The sequence below is a fragment of the Flavobacterium hankyongi genome (assembly GCF_036840915.1).
GTDB lineage: Bacteria > Bacteroidota > Bacteroidia > Flavobacteriales > Flavobacteriaceae > Flavobacterium > Flavobacterium hankyongi.
This window is the reverse complement of the sequence record NZ_CP085725.1, coordinates 551,759-568,103: the sequence shown is the minus strand read 5'-3', so window position 1 is coordinate 568,103 and position 16,345 is coordinate 551,759. Positions and strand designations below refer to the sequence as shown.

The 16,345-nt window shown below is 33.9% G+C and carries 15 protein-coding genes; all 15 read left to right on the top strand.

The window, feature by feature from the left end; all coding sequences use genetic code 11:
• The first annotated feature begins 86 nt into the window (after positions 1 to 86).
• The 15 genes from LJY17_RS02630 to LJY17_RS02560 all read left to right on the top strand — a co-directional run bounded on the left by LJY17_RS02630 (position 87) and on the right by LJY17_RS02560 (position 16,323).
• A complete protein-coding gene (locus LJY17_RS02630; RefSeq protein ID WP_264542320.1) occupies positions 87 to 1,763 on the top strand; it encodes an amino acid permease in 1,677 nt (558 codons plus the stop codon).
• Positions 1,764 to 1,910: 147 nt separating this feature from the next.
• Positions 1,911 to 2,642 carry a hypothetical protein gene (locus LJY17_RS02625; protein WP_264542319.1) on the top strand — a complete coding sequence of 244 codons (732 nt, stop codon included), beginning with the start codon at positions 1,911 to 1,913 and terminating at the stop codon, positions 2,640 to 2,642.
• Positions 2,643 to 2,900: 258 nt separating this feature from the next.
• Positions 2,901 to 5,846, top strand: coding sequence for a sensor histidine kinase (locus LJY17_RS02620; protein WP_264542318.1), 2,946 nt, complete (start codon positions 2,901 to 2,903; stop codon positions 5,844 to 5,846).
• A 2-nt stretch (positions 5,847 to 5,848) separates the two neighbouring features.
• Complete coding sequence (locus tag LJY17_RS02615) at positions 5,849 to 6,589, top strand: LytR/AlgR family response regulator transcription factor (protein ID WP_264542317.1); 741 nt, start codon at positions 5,849 to 5,851, stop codon at positions 6,587 to 6,589.
• A 104-nt stretch (positions 6,590 to 6,693) separates the two neighbouring features.
• Positions 6,694 to 7,227 (top strand): hypothetical protein, encoded by a 534-nt coding sequence (locus LJY17_RS02610; protein WP_264542316.1) that lies wholly within the window; start codon positions 6,694 to 6,696, stop codon positions 7,225 to 7,227.
• 101 nt (positions 7,228 to 7,328) lie between these two features.
• Positions 7,329 to 7,718 (top strand): hypothetical protein, encoded by a 390-nt coding sequence (locus LJY17_RS02605; RefSeq protein ID WP_264542315.1) that lies wholly within the window; start codon positions 7,329 to 7,331, stop codon positions 7,716 to 7,718.
• A gap of 12 nt (positions 7,719 to 7,730) precedes the next feature.
• Complete coding sequence (locus LJY17_RS02600) at positions 7,731 to 8,345, top strand: hypothetical protein (RefSeq protein WP_264542314.1); 615 nt, start codon at positions 7,731 to 7,733, stop codon at positions 8,343 to 8,345.
• Between the two features lie 21 nt (positions 8,346 to 8,366).
• Complete coding sequence (locus tag LJY17_RS02595) at positions 8,367 to 8,840, top strand: hypothetical protein (RefSeq protein ID WP_264542313.1); 474 nt, start codon at positions 8,367 to 8,369, stop codon at positions 8,838 to 8,840.
• Between the two features lie 74 nt (positions 8,841 to 8,914).
• Positions 8,915 to 9,394, top strand: a complete 480-nt coding sequence (locus LJY17_RS02590; RefSeq protein WP_264542312.1) for a hypothetical protein — start codon at positions 8,915 to 8,917, stop codon at positions 9,392 to 9,394.
• Between the two features lie 2 nt (positions 9,395 to 9,396).
• Complete coding sequence (locus LJY17_RS02585) at positions 9,397 to 10,566, top strand: LGFP repeat-containing protein (protein ID WP_264542311.1); 1,170 nt, start codon at positions 9,397 to 9,399, stop codon at positions 10,564 to 10,566.
• A 39-nt stretch (positions 10,567 to 10,605) separates the two neighbouring features.
• Positions 10,606 to 11,040, top strand: a complete 435-nt coding sequence (locus tag LJY17_RS02580; protein WP_264542310.1) for a DUF3592 domain-containing protein — start codon at positions 10,606 to 10,608, stop codon at positions 11,038 to 11,040.
• Between the two features lie 118 nt (positions 11,041 to 11,158).
• Positions 11,159 to 12,010 (top strand): DUF5829 family protein, encoded by an 852-nt coding sequence (locus LJY17_RS02575; RefSeq protein ID WP_264542309.1) that lies wholly within the window; start codon positions 11,159 to 11,161, stop codon positions 12,008 to 12,010.
• A gap of 12 nt (positions 12,011 to 12,022) precedes the next feature.
• The gene (locus LJY17_RS02570; protein WP_264542308.1) at positions 12,023 to 13,396 is read left to right on the top strand and encodes a T9SS type A sorting domain-containing protein; all 1,374 of its coding nucleotides are present in this window, start codon (positions 12,023 to 12,025) and stop codon (positions 13,394 to 13,396) included.
• Between the two features lie 42 nt (positions 13,397 to 13,438).
• Positions 13,439 to 14,140, top strand: coding sequence for a hypothetical protein (locus LJY17_RS02565; protein ID WP_264542307.1), 702 nt, complete (start codon positions 13,439 to 13,441; stop codon positions 14,138 to 14,140).
• A gap of 89 nt (positions 14,141 to 14,229) precedes the next feature.
• Positions 14,230 to 16,323 (top strand): glycoside hydrolase family 9 protein, encoded by a 2,094-nt coding sequence (locus LJY17_RS02560; protein WP_264542306.1) that lies wholly within the window; start codon positions 14,230 to 14,232, stop codon positions 16,321 to 16,323.
• Positions 16,324 to 16,345 lie beyond the last annotated feature (22 nt).

Sequence of the window (16,345 nt, the reverse complement as noted above, 5' to 3'; positions counted from 1 at the left end):
TTGTTTAATTTATCAACATAATCCTTAATTACCAATTGGTTTTATATATTTGTTGGCATAACAAACAAACCAAACAAAAAAATTATATGTCATTTTTAAATTTATTTAGAAAAAAACCACTAACAACAATATTACAACAAGGAGGTGATGGCGAACATTCTGGACTAAACAAAGTACTGACCGTAAAAGACTTAACTTTTTTTGGTATTGCAGCCATTATTGGAGGTGGAACTTTTTCAGCTATAGGTAATGCTTGTTTTTCTGGTGGTCCTGGTGTAATTTTATTATACGTAATGTGTGCTATTGCTTGTGGTTTTACAGCTATGTGCTACGCTGAATTTGCTTCTAGAGTTCCAGTTTCAGGAAGTGCCTATACTTATGCATACGTTTCATTTGGTGAATTATTTGCATGGATTATTGGTTGGGCATTATTAATGGAATACTCCATTGGTAATATTTATATTGCTTTCTCATGGAGTGGTTATTTTACTAATCTTTTAGAAACATTCAACATACATTTGCCTGAATGGCTTACTATAAACTACAAATCGGCACATGCAGCCTTTTTAGAAAACAAAGCTGGTGAAGGATTATTAGCATGGGCAAATGCTCCTGAAATTGGAGGCTTAAAAATAATTTTTGACATGCCTGCAGTTTTAATCAACATTTTAATCACTTTTCTAATTTATAAAGGAACCAAAGAATCTAAAAACCTAAGTAATGCAATGGTTTACGTGAAACTAGTGATTATTTTGTTAGTTATTATTGTTGGAGCTTTTTACATTGATATTGAAAACTGGACACCGTTTATGCCAAATGGTTTTGGTGGAGTTATGGCTGGTGTCTCTGCTGTATTCTTTGCTTATATTGGTTTCGATGCCGTTTCAACTCTTGCAGAAGAAAGTAAAAATCCACAACGTGACTTACCTAAAGGTATGATTTATTCTTTAGTAATCTGTACTGTCGTGTATATCATTTTGGCTTTGGTATTAACAGGAATGGTGTCTTACAATCTATTGGGAGTAAGTGATCCGTTAGCCGAAATTTTTGCTTTAAAAGGCGTGAAATGGATGTTATTTATAGTTTCTATTGCTGCAGTTGTTGCAATGACAAGTGTAATGCTTGTTTTCCAAATGGGACAACCACGTATCTGGATGACCATGAGTCGTGATGGGTTAATGCCTAAAAAGTTTGCCGAAATTCATCCAAAATACAAAACACCAGGATTTGCGACAATTGTTACAGGTTTAGTGGTTGGATTACCTATTTTCTTTACAGATGAAAACTTTGTGTTAGATTTTACAAGTATAGGTACTTTGTTTGCGTTCGTATTAGTTTGTGGAGGAGTGTTAATGTTATCTCCTCAAAATGAGGCAGAACTAGCTGAAAGAGCAACTAAAGGTAAATTTAGAATTCCATATATAAATTCAAAATTTATTTTTCCAGCTATTGTAGCCCTAACAGTTACATTATTAATAGTTTATATTCCAAACTTCTTTGCAGATACTTTTGACTTTTCTAAAGAGAAACTAGCAACCAATTTACCAATGATTGCTTTCTTTATTTTAACGATTGTGATGACCGTTTTAGCTTTTGTTAAACATTTATCATTAATTCCATTATTAGGATTGGTTTCATGTTGTTATTTATTAACAGGAATGGCAGTTTCTAACTGGAAATGGTTTGGAGTTTGGCTTGTAATTGGGTTAGTAATTTACTTCTCTTATGGTTTTAGAAATAGTAAATTAAATAAAACAAAATAGAAGCCACTATAAAAGATTAAAAAATAGAAATCCCGAGCAAAAGACTTGGGATTTTTTATATAAGAAAGTAATTATAAATGTTTCTAACCATATGTTATCGCTTGTAAGTGGAACTTGATTATATTTGAAGTTATGCCTTATTGTAAAATGACGACAACGATAGAAAAATACAACAACCTTCAAAAAAAAATCCTAAACAATTTTGCCATCCGTTGGAACGGTGAAAAGTGCAAAACGACATTTCGAGATGACGTAAAAAATTTCTATGGCTTTGAAAAAGAATTTGGATGGAATATAATATTAAACTCTTATTATATTATTGACGATACAGAACTTGCAAAAAAGTCATTTAAACAATTCGACCTTCAAGGACCATCAAGACATCAGGACATAGGCGAAAGATATTTACGACTTTATGGTTTCCTAAATTCTGTATATCAACAAAAATTAGCAATTGACAATTTGATGGAAGTTTTTAAACTGCCTAAACAAACAGAGTTTTCTAAAAAGCTCAGTGAAAACGAGCTTTTTATTTTGAGAAATAAAATTGGTGCACATCCTTCAAATTATAAAGAGGTAAAAGAAGATTCTGAACATAAATTTGATGTTTATGAAATCTCACGACCTGACTTGCAAATGGACAGATTAAAGCTGTTAAGAAATCAAAATCATTTTGAAGATTATAACTTAACAAAGGCTATTGCAGACTTTGATAAACTTATCGAAGAAATTCTTTGCGAATTAACAGGGAAAATAATCAAAAAGTTATTTAACAATCAAGGTAAAATATTTGCTGAATTTCAGAGAATTAATGAAATTAAAAACGGAACAATAATACTTGGAGAAACTATAATAAGATTTAAAAACAACAAGGCATGACAGTATTTTTTGCCATTCCTAGCCTTGGGCTTCCTTTGGGTAAACTGAGTTTTTCCAATCTGCTTTTTTTACTTTCTAATTTTAGGCTAAATTTAGTACAACATCATAAAGTTGACGGTACGTTAGAGGCAAGTGCCTCCAATGTGACGTGGAAAATATCCTCTTCTTTGTTATTCACGCATTGAAAAACGCATTTCACACATTATAAAAATATAGTCCGTAAAAAAAAATTAAATTTACGTTCTAAATTATATTCGGGTGCGCCATTTTTGGATTGTCTTTTTGGTTTGGTTTTGGATTGCGGAAGTGTTTTCGCAGCAATACTATCGCGCAGAAACCATCCAGTTTAACCAAGGATTACCTTCTGATTTTGTGCACAGTACCATAAAAAAAGACAATTATCTGTACATCGCAACACAAAGAGGCTTATGCTTATATGATGGTTACGAATTCCTGAAAAATCCAAAAATTAATTCCCAAGTCAACTTTCTGGCACTTTCCCAAAATCAATTATGCTATTACGACCATAATCTTGGTTTGGTACAAATTCAAGATATTTTTAGCACTCCACAGGTATTATCGAGTGTAAACTTTAATGATGCTTCGCCCAACAATGACCATTTTGATTATGTTTATGTCGACTCAAAAGGACTCATTTGGTGTTCCGATCAAAATTATATTAAGTACTTCTCTCCTACTACTAAAAAAATAACTTCTTTTTTGTTGGATAAAAATCTAATCGATTTCGAATCTAAAAATACTTTCCTAGAACCTAATCTTCAAGAAGTTTGGATTGCTACTCGAAAAGGAATGTTCATTTGGAACCGAAATACCAAGCAATGGAAAGCTTCAGAACATTCATTTTTACAAAAAAACAGTTTCCAATCTGTAAAATTATCGGCAAACAAACAAAACTTCTATTTCTTTAATGATAAAGAAGAATTTTACGTTTATAATATTTCACAAAATAAAATCGTATTTCAGGCTAAAAATGCCTTTCCAAATAAAGTTTCCAGTATTATTTCCAGCTATGAAAAAGGGAATCAAATTGCCATTTACAATGAAAATGAAATCTTTTTATGGAATTATACCCAAAAACCTACTCGAATTTATGCGACAAAAAATAAAATTAACCATGTGTATTATGACGTCGACACCCATTTTTTCTGGGTTGCTACCAATCATGGATTAGTCAAATTAATTCCAAATGACGAGAGTATTACCAGCGTGGTGGCGCCATTAAAAAAGCAGCAAACCGTTACGTCTATTACTAATGATCCAACAGGAAGGATTGGGTTATGCAACGGCGACAATACTTTCTATGTATACGACAATTCCAAATGGTATAGTTTTATTTCTCCCGATACTTCCTTAGAAATCACCGAGGTTTATCACTATAAGCAATCCTTTTTACTGGCCACTAACAAAGGTGTTTATAGTTTTCGGGACCAAAAAATACAAGAGTTGGTAGCCGTTCCTACAGGAGTTAAAAAAATAGGTATCGATACAAACCAACGAATTTGGATAGTACCCAAAAAAGGAAAAATTTTGGTGTATGATATGCAAAAGCGCGAGTTACAAAACGGATGGGTAACCAATTCTGAAAAGTATTGGCAAGAAAATCAGTTTAACGATATCGCTATTGCGAAAAACGGCTCTATTTGGTTAGCGAGCTGGATGCCAAAAGATTATGGTATTTCCTATTATGACCAATCAAAAAAACAATTCACCGAAATTAGTGTATTAAAAAAGTTCAATACCGATACTTCTTTTATTACCGATTATTACAACAGAATTGCTTTTACGCAACAAGGAAATATTCTTTTTTCTGGGTATGGAGGTTGGAATTTAGTGAATCCAAAAGGGAAAATTATACACTCCTTAAACACCGAAAAATATAATGTTGCCAATGATCATGTAGAAGGTATTGCAGAAGATTTTAATGGAAATATTTGGTTTACCAGTGCAGAAGGATTAAATCATTATAACTTTAAAACGGATAAAGTCGTTCGAATTTCGCAGATAGACGGTCTTGCTTCCGACGATTTAATTTATGGATTTTGTAAGTTACGTCCAACACAAATTGCCTTAGGTACCGATTTTGGTTATCAAGTAGTTGCTACAGATAAAATTTTAAAAACCAAATTAGTCAATAAACTACAAATTTCGGTCGTAAAAAAAGATGGAGTCATTCTTGCTCATCCAAACAATGCAATAACTATCGATTATGATTTTACCGAATTAGACATACATTTTTCGGCTTTATCGTTTTCTGAAAAAGAAAAAATAATCTACAAATATAAATTTGACACCGATACTACATGGAATTATATCGGTACCAATCCGAAATTATCCTTGGTTAAATTAGCACCCGGAAAATATACGATAACCGTTGCAGTGGGTGATAATCTGGACAACTGGCAATCTAAAACCTTGACCATTTCTCTCGTTATTACACCGCCTTTTTACCAAACGTTTTGGTTCATGGGCATTTTAACGCTGCTAATACTTGGTATTTTGTATCTTATTCTTCGTTATCTAGTAGATCAAGAAAAAATAAAAGGGATTTTAAAAAGTAACATCAAAGAAGCCGAAATGCAAACGCTTCGATCGCAGATGAATCCGCACTTCATGTTCAATTCATTGAATTCGATCAATAGCTATATCATTCAAAATAAATCGAATGAAGCTAGTAAATACCTCACGACGTTTTCTAAATTAATGCGAAGTATTTTAGACCATTCGAAACACCGTCTCATTACGATTGAAAAAGAGTTAAAAACCTTAGATTGGTATTTACAATTAGAAGCTGTTCGCTTAGAACACAAATTTACGTACAGCATTACTTGTTCGGAGAACATCGATACCAAAACGACTTTAATTCCGCCGTTAATCCTACAACCTTTCGTAGAAAATGCAATTTGGCATGGCATACAAAATAAAATAGGTCCTGGACATATTGCGATAGTATTAGAACAAAATACTAGTGACAGTTATAAAATTTCTATAACCGATAATGGTATTGGACGAAAAGCATCGGCAGCGCTAAAGAAAAACCAAACCTCACACAAATCGTATGGTATTGATATCACTATAAACCGATTGGAAATGTTACACCCTGGTAACACAATAAGCATTACCGATTTAGAAGGAGAAAAAGAGCAACCACTAGGAACAAAAGTAGAACTAATTATTTCTTACTAAAAATGATAAAAGCATTAATCATAGACGACGAAAAACATTGTATTATCACACTTGAACATCTATTACAACAACAAAAAAATGTAACCGTAGTGGCCACGACACAAGATAGTACAAAGGCAAAAGCGCTCATTGAAGAACATCAACCCGATGTTGTTTTTCTTGATATTGAAATGCCTACCATGAACGGATTTGATGTCATTGCACAATGGCAACCCATTCCTTTTAAGGTTATTTTTACCACGGCTTACGATCAATATGCCTTAAAAGCCTTACGATTAAATGCTTTAGATTATCTTTTAAAACCTATAGATGAAGAAGAAATCACCATTGCTTTAGACAAATTTAAAAAGCAAGAAAACAGCATAACTTCCGAACAAATACAAAATCTTCATTTGTTTACCAATGGAAAATTACAAGATACCATTGCGCTTTCTACCCAAGAAGGGCTTCTATTTGTCAAGATAGAAAACATCATGTATCTAGAAGCTAGTAGTAATTATACCTTGATTAAAATGCAAGACCAATCCAAACATTTGGCAAGTAAAACCTTGGCTACTTTTGAGGATGTCTTACAAGATAATAGCTTGTTTTTTAGATCGCATAAATCGCATATTGTGAATCTAAAATGCATCAAACAATATATTCGCGGAGAAGGCGGAGAACTTATTATGGTTGACGGGAAAAACATTCCGTTGAGCAGAACCAAAAAGCAAGATTTTTTGGATTTATTTACCCGAGTGTAAACGATAATCGTCATTCACTAATTCAAATCCGCCGTTCACGTATTGTCTCCATGTAAAACGTAAAGTGCCATCTATCTTTGAAGTATAATTTAAACTTTAAAGACATGAAAACAAACACTTTATCACCTTTTTCATTCCTTAGTGCCATTCTTTTAACCCTAGTATTTTGGGGATGTAGTAAACCCGAAGACGGAGCCGTTGGACCTGCTGGACCTGCCGGAACCGCAAATGTCATCTACAGCGATTGGATTACTGCTCCTGATACCACTCCTGGTAATATTGATGGCACTAGTGGTTTTATTACCAACATCGCAGCGCCAAAACTAACACAAGACATTTTAGACAAAGGCACTGTTTTGGTCTATGCTAATTTTTCTACTACCTATTTCCCATTGCCATACACTTCTAATGCTGGAGGCGCAATCAATACCATTAACTTTTATCCAGAAGTAAACAACATCAAAATTTTCCGATTCAAACACGATGGCACTGGAGGTATCGGTATTTCTTTTGCTGTTAGATTTCGCTATATCCTTATTCCTGGCGGCATTACAGCAGGAACGGCTAAACAAGAACAACCTGACTTCCAAAAAATGTCTTACCAAGAAGTTTGTGCTTATTTAAAAATTAGAGCATAAAACAGTTACCATTTTGTATAAAACCATACTCCTAAGAAATAACAAATTGTCTTATGAAAATAAATTTTACCGCGATATTGCTTTGGTGTATGGTTGTAACTATGGCACAAACTCCTAAAAAAAAGGCAAGAATACCTAAAGTAAATAGTACAAAAGATACCATTCTTATCTATACTGTTCGAACCGGAATTCCGAAAGGTATTCGAATAGCTTTACCCGAAATTAATCCCGATAATACGATTCATGCTACCGAAATTTATAATACAACAGGATATTGGTATAAAGAGACGTTATTTTTAAGAATACCTCCACAAAAATTAAAAAAACCAACATCCTATCCCGACCAAACTAGTTTCCAATATGTAACCATTACTGGTGAAAAGTGTGCCTGCACTGGTGGAATTTCTGGTTTAGGCTCCGGAAAATGCAAAGGAATGCTACCAAACAAAGGGGCTATACCATATCGCATCGAAATTCAAATAGAACCCTAAAAAACTAATAAAATGAAAAACGTAATATATACCCTACTCTTAGTATTCAGTTGTTTTGTACAAGCACAGGTTACAAAAACAGCTACCAAAAAACTGCCTAATGCAAGAGAAATCTCCCGCAATACAGCAATAAACAATACACCTAACACACTAATTGCTTCCGAAATTGAAGTCTATATCAGTGTTGCAAAAGGAATATATACCACCAACGAATTATATAGTTTATTCCAAGGAAATAATCCTAAAATAAAATTATACTGTATGTCTTATGGCGTTCCGAGTAAAGTGGAAGTTAAAGCTATTAACGGAATTTTTCCAAACTTAGTCGACCAATATGAAACCATCCGGTATGTCGTGAAAATTATGGCACCAGAAAAACCGACCTACATTGTTGCCTGTATAGAAGAACAAGAACTTGCTCAAAAAAACCTGCAATTGCAAATGCATCATAAAGACGAATCTTGTTCTGGAATACTTTCTAAAAATAACATTTTTGGGATAGAATCTAACTATGCTGGCGTCTATAAAAAAATGGATGCTAAAGAAAAAAACTGCAACTATATTCGATTCATTGATACCGATAAAACCATTCAGTTCCGACTAAGTCTTATTCCTTCCGAACGATAAACAACTCTAATTCTACTTCTTATGAAAAAAATATTGCAACTAATTTTACTTCTACTCACCGGTATGGCTATCGCGCAATCTGGGGATCCTAAGGTGGATGCTTTACTGCAACAATTAAAAGAACAGCAAAAAGCTCCCGGAAAAATTACTTTTAAAATGAAAGGCAAAACCTACACTGAGATTGGCTCTTTCATGGAAGATACCAAAAAAAGATTTGTCATAAGTTCGCATTTAACTTTAGACTCGACGCCAGATTCTAGCATTAGTTTTGTGATTCCGTCTAAAAAATCTGGGTCGTACAGTATTGAAGATAAAAAATCTGGAGTACTCGTCATAAACGGAAAAGTGTATCAAATTCGAGGGAATATAACCGTAAACATCTCTGGTAAAAAAATATCCGGTTCTTTTATTGGAGAACTGTTTGAAATACCGAATAATAAAGCCAAAGCCTCCGATCAAACTTCTGGGGTTATCCAAGGAAACTTTCAAAACTAGCTCTTAAAAATAGTAACCAATACTTCTGGAGAAACAGACCTCTTATTATACAAGTAATTTTTACATAAAAACATATGAAACTAAAACCGCTAGCATTGGTTACCACACTTTTTCTGGTATACAGCCAATATGCACAACTTCCAAGATCTGCGAGCAACCAAAATTTAAAAAACAACACCATAAAAAGCGTAAAGAAAAACGATATTCTTGTAGCTTCTTTCCATTCTAAAGGAGATGAAATTTGGTTTTTTGAACACGAAAACTTCCAAGGAAAACGATTAGTTCTGAAAGAAGGAATCTATACATTAGACAAAATGGGAAGCTCTTGGAATGATATTATAAGTAGTGTCTTAATTCCCGAAAACTATCAGGTGCAGATATTTGCAGAGGATGGTTTTAAAGGAGTAACTATTTCCTTAGATGGGTACTGGCAACCTGGCACAACCAATCAGAGATGGCGTTATGAAGGCTATCCACAGCTTCAAGTAGTGCCCGGTATTTCCTACGATTTTAATGACAAAATAAGTAGTATTCAAATTTATAAAATGAAATAATTATGAGAAAAATAATATTTTGGATGATGCTTTTCTTGGCATACCATCCCACTGTAATAGCACAAGGAAAATCAAAATCAAACGTAGAGGATATACGAATTAAAATTATTGAAAAAGCAGACAAGCTCAAGCTTCGACCTGTAAGTCCGCGTTATGATTTAAATTACCAACCACTGTCAACTCCCGATCAAGGTAAATTTATGTACTATGTGAACTTTTCAGACATGACTGCAGCCATATATTGTAAGTCCCAAAATGCCGATGCCTTTGCGGTTTGGGGGGAAATTTATAAAAAATATACGGCATTGCTTGAAGGGGATATTATAAAAGAAAAAAACGGACGAGGAGTACAAGTGAACCAAAAGTATTTTTTAGGGGCTCCTATTTCCGATGAATTTAAAACCCCACAAAAAAATGGTGCAGGACAACATTTTGAAGGAGGAAGCATTTATTGGAGTCCAACCTCGGGAGCATTTGAAGTTCATGGAAGTATCAAAGATAAATGGGCTTCCTTGGGTTGGGAAAATTCTTTTTTAGGTTTTCCTGTTACAGATGAAACTTCGACTCCTGATGGTTATGGTCGTTTCAATTTTTTTCAAGGAGGTGCCATCTACTATCATCCTAACTTAGGAACTTTTGCCGTTCCGAAAATGATTACCGAAGTATGGAAAAAAGAAGGCTGGGAAAAAGGAAATTTAGGCTATCCGATAAGTGATGAAATCATAAAAAACAACAATTCGGTGCAATATTTTGAATTTGGTGCTGTAATTTCCTGTAAAGCTTCTCCGTACAAAGTTATTTACAATACCTTTCGTGAAAAAAATGGAATTTACACCAAGTGGAAAAGCACAGGTGGCGTAGACTCTTACTTGGGAGACTTGGTGACTCCTAATAAAAATTATCCTAAAAACTTTAGATATCATTTCGCAGAATTTCAAAAAGGCTTTATTTATGAAAATCCAAAACTAGTAATCAACAATCAAATAACGGCATTTGTGATTTTAAAAGGACCTATTTTTGATTACTATGCAAAAAAAGGTTGGGAAACAGGTTCTTTGGGTTTTCCAATTTCGGATGAGGGCAAAGCTTCCGATGGCACTATCTACCAAAATTTTGAAGGAGGAACCATTTACTATTCCAAAAGTTTAGGTGCTTTTGAACAAAAAAGATAGAAAATTCAGACATTCTGATTTCTAATAAAACCAAGAAAAATGCAAATTAAAAACAAAAAGACAATGGGTTGTATCCTGCTCCTTTTTGGCTTTGGGCTCACATTATATGCTTCCAGTTTTGTGTATAAAATGTTCCTGTACTCCCAAAAAGGAGAAGTAAACACCGCTACAGTCATAGGATTTAAAGTTAGTTCTAACGGTGCGCGTATGGTGCAAAACAACAAAACACTGTCCGGAAGAAGTCCCTATTTTGCATTCCGTACCTCCAAAAATCAAAGTGTAAAAGCATATAGTAATTTGCCACAACTCTTTATGTTGTCTAATTATGAAATAGGTGAAAAAATTACCATCGCCTATCCTATCAACCATGCACAAAAAGCAATAGTAATTTCTTGGAAAGAAATACCAGGATTACTATTGCTATTGGGTTTGGGAATACTCTCTTTGATTATCGGCAAGGAATATATTTTCTGACATACAGAATCTTACGGAGTAAAAATTACAGTTAACGCATTCAAACTCACAGTTCACGAATTGTCCCATTAAAAAAACAAGATGGTCAAATATCTTTGATCCATAAATATTGTAAAATATGAAATGGCTTTTATTTTGTTTTTTCTATAGCATTTCCCTGCTAACCAACGGGCAATCCAAAACGGATGCAAATACCATTTTTGTTTGTATTCCGAAAGAAGATTATGCGGCCTTATTTTCCAATTCTTTTATAAAAGATACTCTTTTTGTTTGTAAAGAAAATACCACCAAAACCAACAAAGACGAATATACTGGCAAATATTATATTGGAGAATTTGCAACCTTGGAGTTTTTCCAGCCCAACGGAAATAAAAAATTCGGAGATAATCTGCAGGATTTCGGAATCGAATTTAAAGCCAGAAAAATTGGATATCTAGACAGTATCCAAAAGCAAAAAAAGGATACTAAATTAGTATTAGAAAAAACGTATCTAGATTCTGGTAATACCTCAGATTTATGGTATTCTGCCGTAAAAACAACCGGAAATAAATCCAATTCAGAAATTTCTATTATAGAATATAGTGCCGATTATCTAAAAATGTTAGGGTTTACAGAAGAACAACTTCTTTTATCCATTTCCCCAGCAGAATTTAACAAAATAGTATACGGTACTTCTAAATATCCTAGAAAATTTCAATCTATTACAACCATTTCTATAGAAGTTAATACACAAGGATGGCATTATCTAAAAAAAGTTGCTGCTACTCTTGGATATACTTTACACCAAGATTATTTACAATGTGATGGCTTCCAAATTTATTACACAAAAAATAAAAAGCTACCAAAAACACTTTTAAAAGAAATTACGGTGCAGCTAAACCAAAATTTCTCCAACAGAATTATACCCATATCGGCAAATCTATCTATTTCGATTTCTAAAGATACTGCCAAACTACTATTCCAATCCTAAAAAACTAAACATATGAACAAAAAAATTACTTCAAAAATCTATGTATTAGGTGCTCTTTTTTGCTTTTTCGCAGGAAATGCCCAATTAATAAACCGAGCATTGGTGGTTCCCGAATTTGGTAATAACACTATTAAAACTTATTTTCCAACAACAACTTCCACTATCGCAGTAAATCCCGCATATACTATTAATTTGAATAGTTTACCAAATGGTTTGGCTACGACTGCAAGTCCAAATTGCACTGTGATGTATGGCAATGATTTATTCGTAACGCTGACCTCTGCTAACCAAAGAATTTACCGATTTCCTGGTTATGGCAATAATCCCGCCAATGCTATTGCTAACGTTAGCCAAATTACTAATATTGGAAATGATTATGTAGGAATAACGGCAGATGCTTCTGGAAACATATACACTTCCGAAGGAAGTTATCTAGATACGCATATTGTAAAATATACCGCCGCTTCCAATTATGCTACCCGTATAGATCTAGGAAATGGTGGTTCTCTTTCTTATTTTGCCAATTTTGTATTAGATGGAAGTGGCAATCTTTGGGCTACCGATTATAGAAACAACAGAGTAATTGGTATAAAAAGCACCGATTTAAATACGACAAATACTACTTTTCATTCTTTTATGACCAACAGTACTTCTTGGAGCGCGAATGGCGGACATGTAGAAAACACTATCGCTAGCTTACAAAATTTAGCTGTAAGTAGTGCTTTTGCCCAACCAGAAGGAATTGCTATAGATAGTACTGGTAAATTATGGGTGGCCAACAATAATGATTCGGGTACGAATGCAGCGCCAACCTTAGTTCGAATTAGTACGCAACTACAAAGTGTAATTTTAAATACTGCCAGTACAGAGGCAAATCCTAATTTAACAAACAGTACTAGTGGTTATCAAGTATGGAATTTGCCTTCCTCTGTTACTGGTCGTGGACAATTAGGCGGAATGCAAATAGATACTGCCATAGATAGAATATATGTGAACGAACAAGTAAGCGGATCCGGCATGTGGTTAGATATTGCAACACTTTCCAATATAGCCAACAACTTTACTACCTATCAATTACCAATAACTTCTACAAATCCTGGCAATGGTGGCATTTATTTGGCAACTTCAACCCAAATTTTAAATCGAAAGGAAGTAGATTCTAAGTCCGTTACCGTTTCTGTATATCCCAATCCTTCTTCAGGAACCTTTCAAATCGATTCTTCATTAGCCATACAAAAAATAACCGTTTACGATCCTATTGGAAAACAAATTCCGTTATCCATAACCCAAGATAATAAGTATTCTATACAAAATTCTGGCATCTATTTTTTACAATTAGAAATGGAAAACGGGACTATTATCACAAAAAAAGTCATTATTCCATAACCAATATTGCATTTAAAACAATTATTCCCTAACAAAAACAATATGAAAAAAACACTCTTTCTTTTGCTAATTTTTTCGATACAAATTAGCATGGCGCAAAAAAAATGGTTTACGACCTACTCCGACTCTATTGCATTAGTAAAAGATGCCAACACCATCACCAAATCTTTTACTAAAGACATTCACAAAAACAATAAAAAAATCAAGTTCAACATTAAAACCGTTTTACATACCACACCGTATCTGATTTATTTTTACAAAGATGCCGCTAACATTCCGCTTTGGGAACAAGTAATTCCGGAACAAAAACAATTCTTTTACGAAATTGCAGGAAGTGAGGCCGAAGGCAAAAGAATTTTCGGATTATTTTTTAACGGATTTTATTTGTCGCACGAACTAGGACATGCCTACGAATTCCTGATAAAAGGACAATTGGAAGGTTCTTATAAAGGAGAATATTTTGCCAATACTGTTGCCATGCTTTGGTGGAAAAAACACCATCGAGAAAAAGAACTAAAAGAATGCTATGAAGCTGCCAAAAAAATCTGGGCAAAATTACCAAATCCGGTTCCTGCAGGCGCAACGATAGAAGAATATTTTAGCAAAAACTATGAGCAAGCATCCGCTAACCCTTATGTATATGGCTATATGCAATTCAAACAATTTATAGAAATTTACGAGAATAAAAATTTACCCGATTTCGATACGTTTATACAACAAGTTTCTAAAAGTAGTTCTCATTAATTCAAATTATCTCTTTTACTATTTTCTTTTTAAGGAAGAAGAGATAACTTCACCGTATAAAATATGAAAATCATAAAAACATATTAGCCATGCAAAAAACGATATTAATATTTCTATTCATTTATAACCTTACGGTAGCACAAAATCCATTTATAGAAGTAGATCAATTTGGTTATTTTACCAATGCACCCAAAGTAGCAGTCTTACGTGACCCTCAAACTGGTTTCAATGCTGCCGAAAGTTATGCCCCTCCAGCAACACTTCAAGTAAAGAACAGTTCCAACATCGTAGTATATACAGGAGTTATAACTTCATGGAATAGTGGTGCAACAGATACTTTTTCAGGTGATAAAGGTTGGTGGTTTGACTTTACAAGTGTAACCACTCCAGGAACTTACTACATTTATGATGCGACTAACAATAAAAGTTCTGCCTCTTTTGTCATTGGAACTAATCCGTATACCGAAGTACTAAAAGCAGCGACCAAAATGTTTTACTATAACCGTTGCAACTTTACCAAAGTGGTTCCTTATGCTAATTCCAAATGGACCGATGGAATGAACTTTAATAACAACCTACAGGATTATAATGCTCGATCTGTTTTTGCACAAGGAAATGCTGCTACCGAAAAAGATTTATCTGGCGGTTGGTTTGATGCAGGCGATTACAACAAATATGTAACCTTTACGTATAGTGTTATTCACGATTTATTGATGGCATATGAAAGCAATCCTGCTATTTTTGGAGACAATTGGAATATTCCAGAAAGTGGCAACGGGACATCTGATCTACTCGATGAAATCAAGTACGAACTAGATTGGTTATACAAAATGTCAAACGCAGATGGTTCTGCTTATATCAAAATGGGTAGTAAAAACTATTCCGACAATAGTAATTATCCTCCAAGCGCCAATACCAATCCCCGCTATTATGGTAATTTATGTACTTCGGCCTCTGCAACTATTGCAAGTACATTCTCGCATGCTGCCATTATCTTTAATGCTATTGGAAATACCGCTTATGCGACCCAATTACAAAATCGTGCCATTGCTTGTTATAATTATACACTTCCCTATTTTAACACAAATACCTTGCAAACCAATTGTGATAATGGCGAAATAGTTTCTGGAGATGCAGATACTAGTGTTACAAATCAAAAAACCATGATGGTAAGTGCTGCGATTTATTTGTTTCAATTAACCAATCAAAATACTTACCACAACTTTGTTACCACAAATGCTCCATTAATAACGCCTTTATCAGATTCTAACTGGGGAGCCGACTATACAGTAATGCAAGATGCTTTGTTATATTACACTACCTTATCCAATGCAAATAGTAGTTTGGTAAATTCTATCCGAAATTCGGTGCAAACCGATGTAACCAATAATTGGAATAATTATTACGGAAGTAGTAATCTAGGTTTATACCGCGACTTTCTCCCTTCTTGGTCTTACTATTGGGGAAGTAACAAAGCAAAAGCCAGTTATGGAAATTTAAACTTGCTATATGCCAAAAATAATATTGGATCTAATCCGAGTGGATTAAAAAATAGAGCCAAAGAATTTGTCCACAGTTTTCACGGAGTAAACCCACTTGGCATTGTACAACTTTCTAACATGTACGCCTTTGGTGCCGACTATTCTATTAATGAAATATACCACACATGGTTTGCCAACGGTTCTATCTATGATAATGCACTGCTTTCTTCCAATGGACCTGCTCCAGGCTTTGTGGTTGGAGGTCCTAATAAAGATTTCACCGTTACAACAGTTTCTCCTCCTTATGGACAACCTGCTTCTAAATCGTATCTAGATTTTAACGACGGCTATCCAAACAACAGTTGGGAAGTTTCCGAACCTGCCATCTATTATCAAGCGGCTTATATTCGATTATTATCAGGAGTAATCGCGAATTACGATACAACACTAAATACAAATAATATCACTAATATATCCGAAAACATTAGTGTATTTCCAAATCCTTCAACAGGTACTTTCCAAATTTATGCACCAAAAACAATTGCAAAGGTTACTGCTTACGATATTTTAGGAAAATCTATAAAAATAAATTCTCTAAACAAACAACAGTACAATATTGATAGGAAAGGAGTATTTTGGTTGAAAATAGAGTTCGATAATGGTTCAATATCTACTCAAAAGATAATTATTGGAGAAAAATAAAACCAAAAAAAATTAGCAAATC

Coding starts and splice junctions, on each gene's coding strand:
- LJY17_RS02590 (WP_264542312.1), top strand. CDS start 8,915: ATGAAACTAAAACCGCTAGCATTGGTTACCACACTTTTTCTGGTATAC.
- LJY17_RS02625 (WP_264542319.1), top strand. CDS start 1,911: ATGACGACAACGATAGAAAAATACAACAACCTTCAAAAAAAAATCCTA.
- LJY17_RS02560 (WP_264542306.1), top strand. CDS start 14,230: ATGCAAAAAACGATATTAATATTTCTATTCATTTATAACCTTACGGTA.
- LJY17_RS02585 (WP_264542311.1), top strand. CDS start 9,397: ATGAGAAAAATAATATTTTGGATGATGCTTTTCTTGGCATACCATCCC.
- LJY17_RS02610 (WP_264542316.1), top strand. CDS start 6,694: ATGAAAACAAACACTTTATCACCTTTTTCATTCCTTAGTGCCATTCTT.
- LJY17_RS02605 (WP_264542315.1), top strand. CDS start 7,329: ATGGCACAAACTCCTAAAAAAAAGGCAAGAATACCTAAAGTAAATAGT.
- LJY17_RS02575 (WP_264542309.1), top strand. CDS start 11,159: ATGAAATGGCTTTTATTTTGTTTTTTCTATAGCATTTCCCTGCTAACC.
- LJY17_RS02630 (WP_264542320.1), top strand. CDS start 87: ATGTCATTTTTAAATTTATTTAGAAAAAAACCACTAACAACAATATTA.
- LJY17_RS02570 (WP_264542308.1), top strand. CDS start 12,023: ATGAACAAAAAAATTACTTCAAAAATCTATGTATTAGGTGCTCTTTTT.
- LJY17_RS02580 (WP_264542310.1), top strand. CDS start 10,606: ATGCAAATTAAAAACAAAAAGACAATGGGTTGTATCCTGCTCCTTTTT.
- LJY17_RS02600 (WP_264542314.1), top strand. CDS start 7,731: ATGAAAAACGTAATATATACCCTACTCTTAGTATTCAGTTGTTTTGTA.
- LJY17_RS02615 (WP_264542317.1), top strand. CDS start 5,849: ATGATAAAAGCATTAATCATAGACGACGAAAAACATTGTATTATCACA.
- LJY17_RS02565 (WP_264542307.1), top strand. CDS start 13,439: ATGAAAAAAACACTCTTTCTTTTGCTAATTTTTTCGATACAAATTAGC.
- LJY17_RS02595 (WP_264542313.1), top strand. CDS start 8,367: ATGAAAAAAATATTGCAACTAATTTTACTTCTACTCACCGGTATGGCT.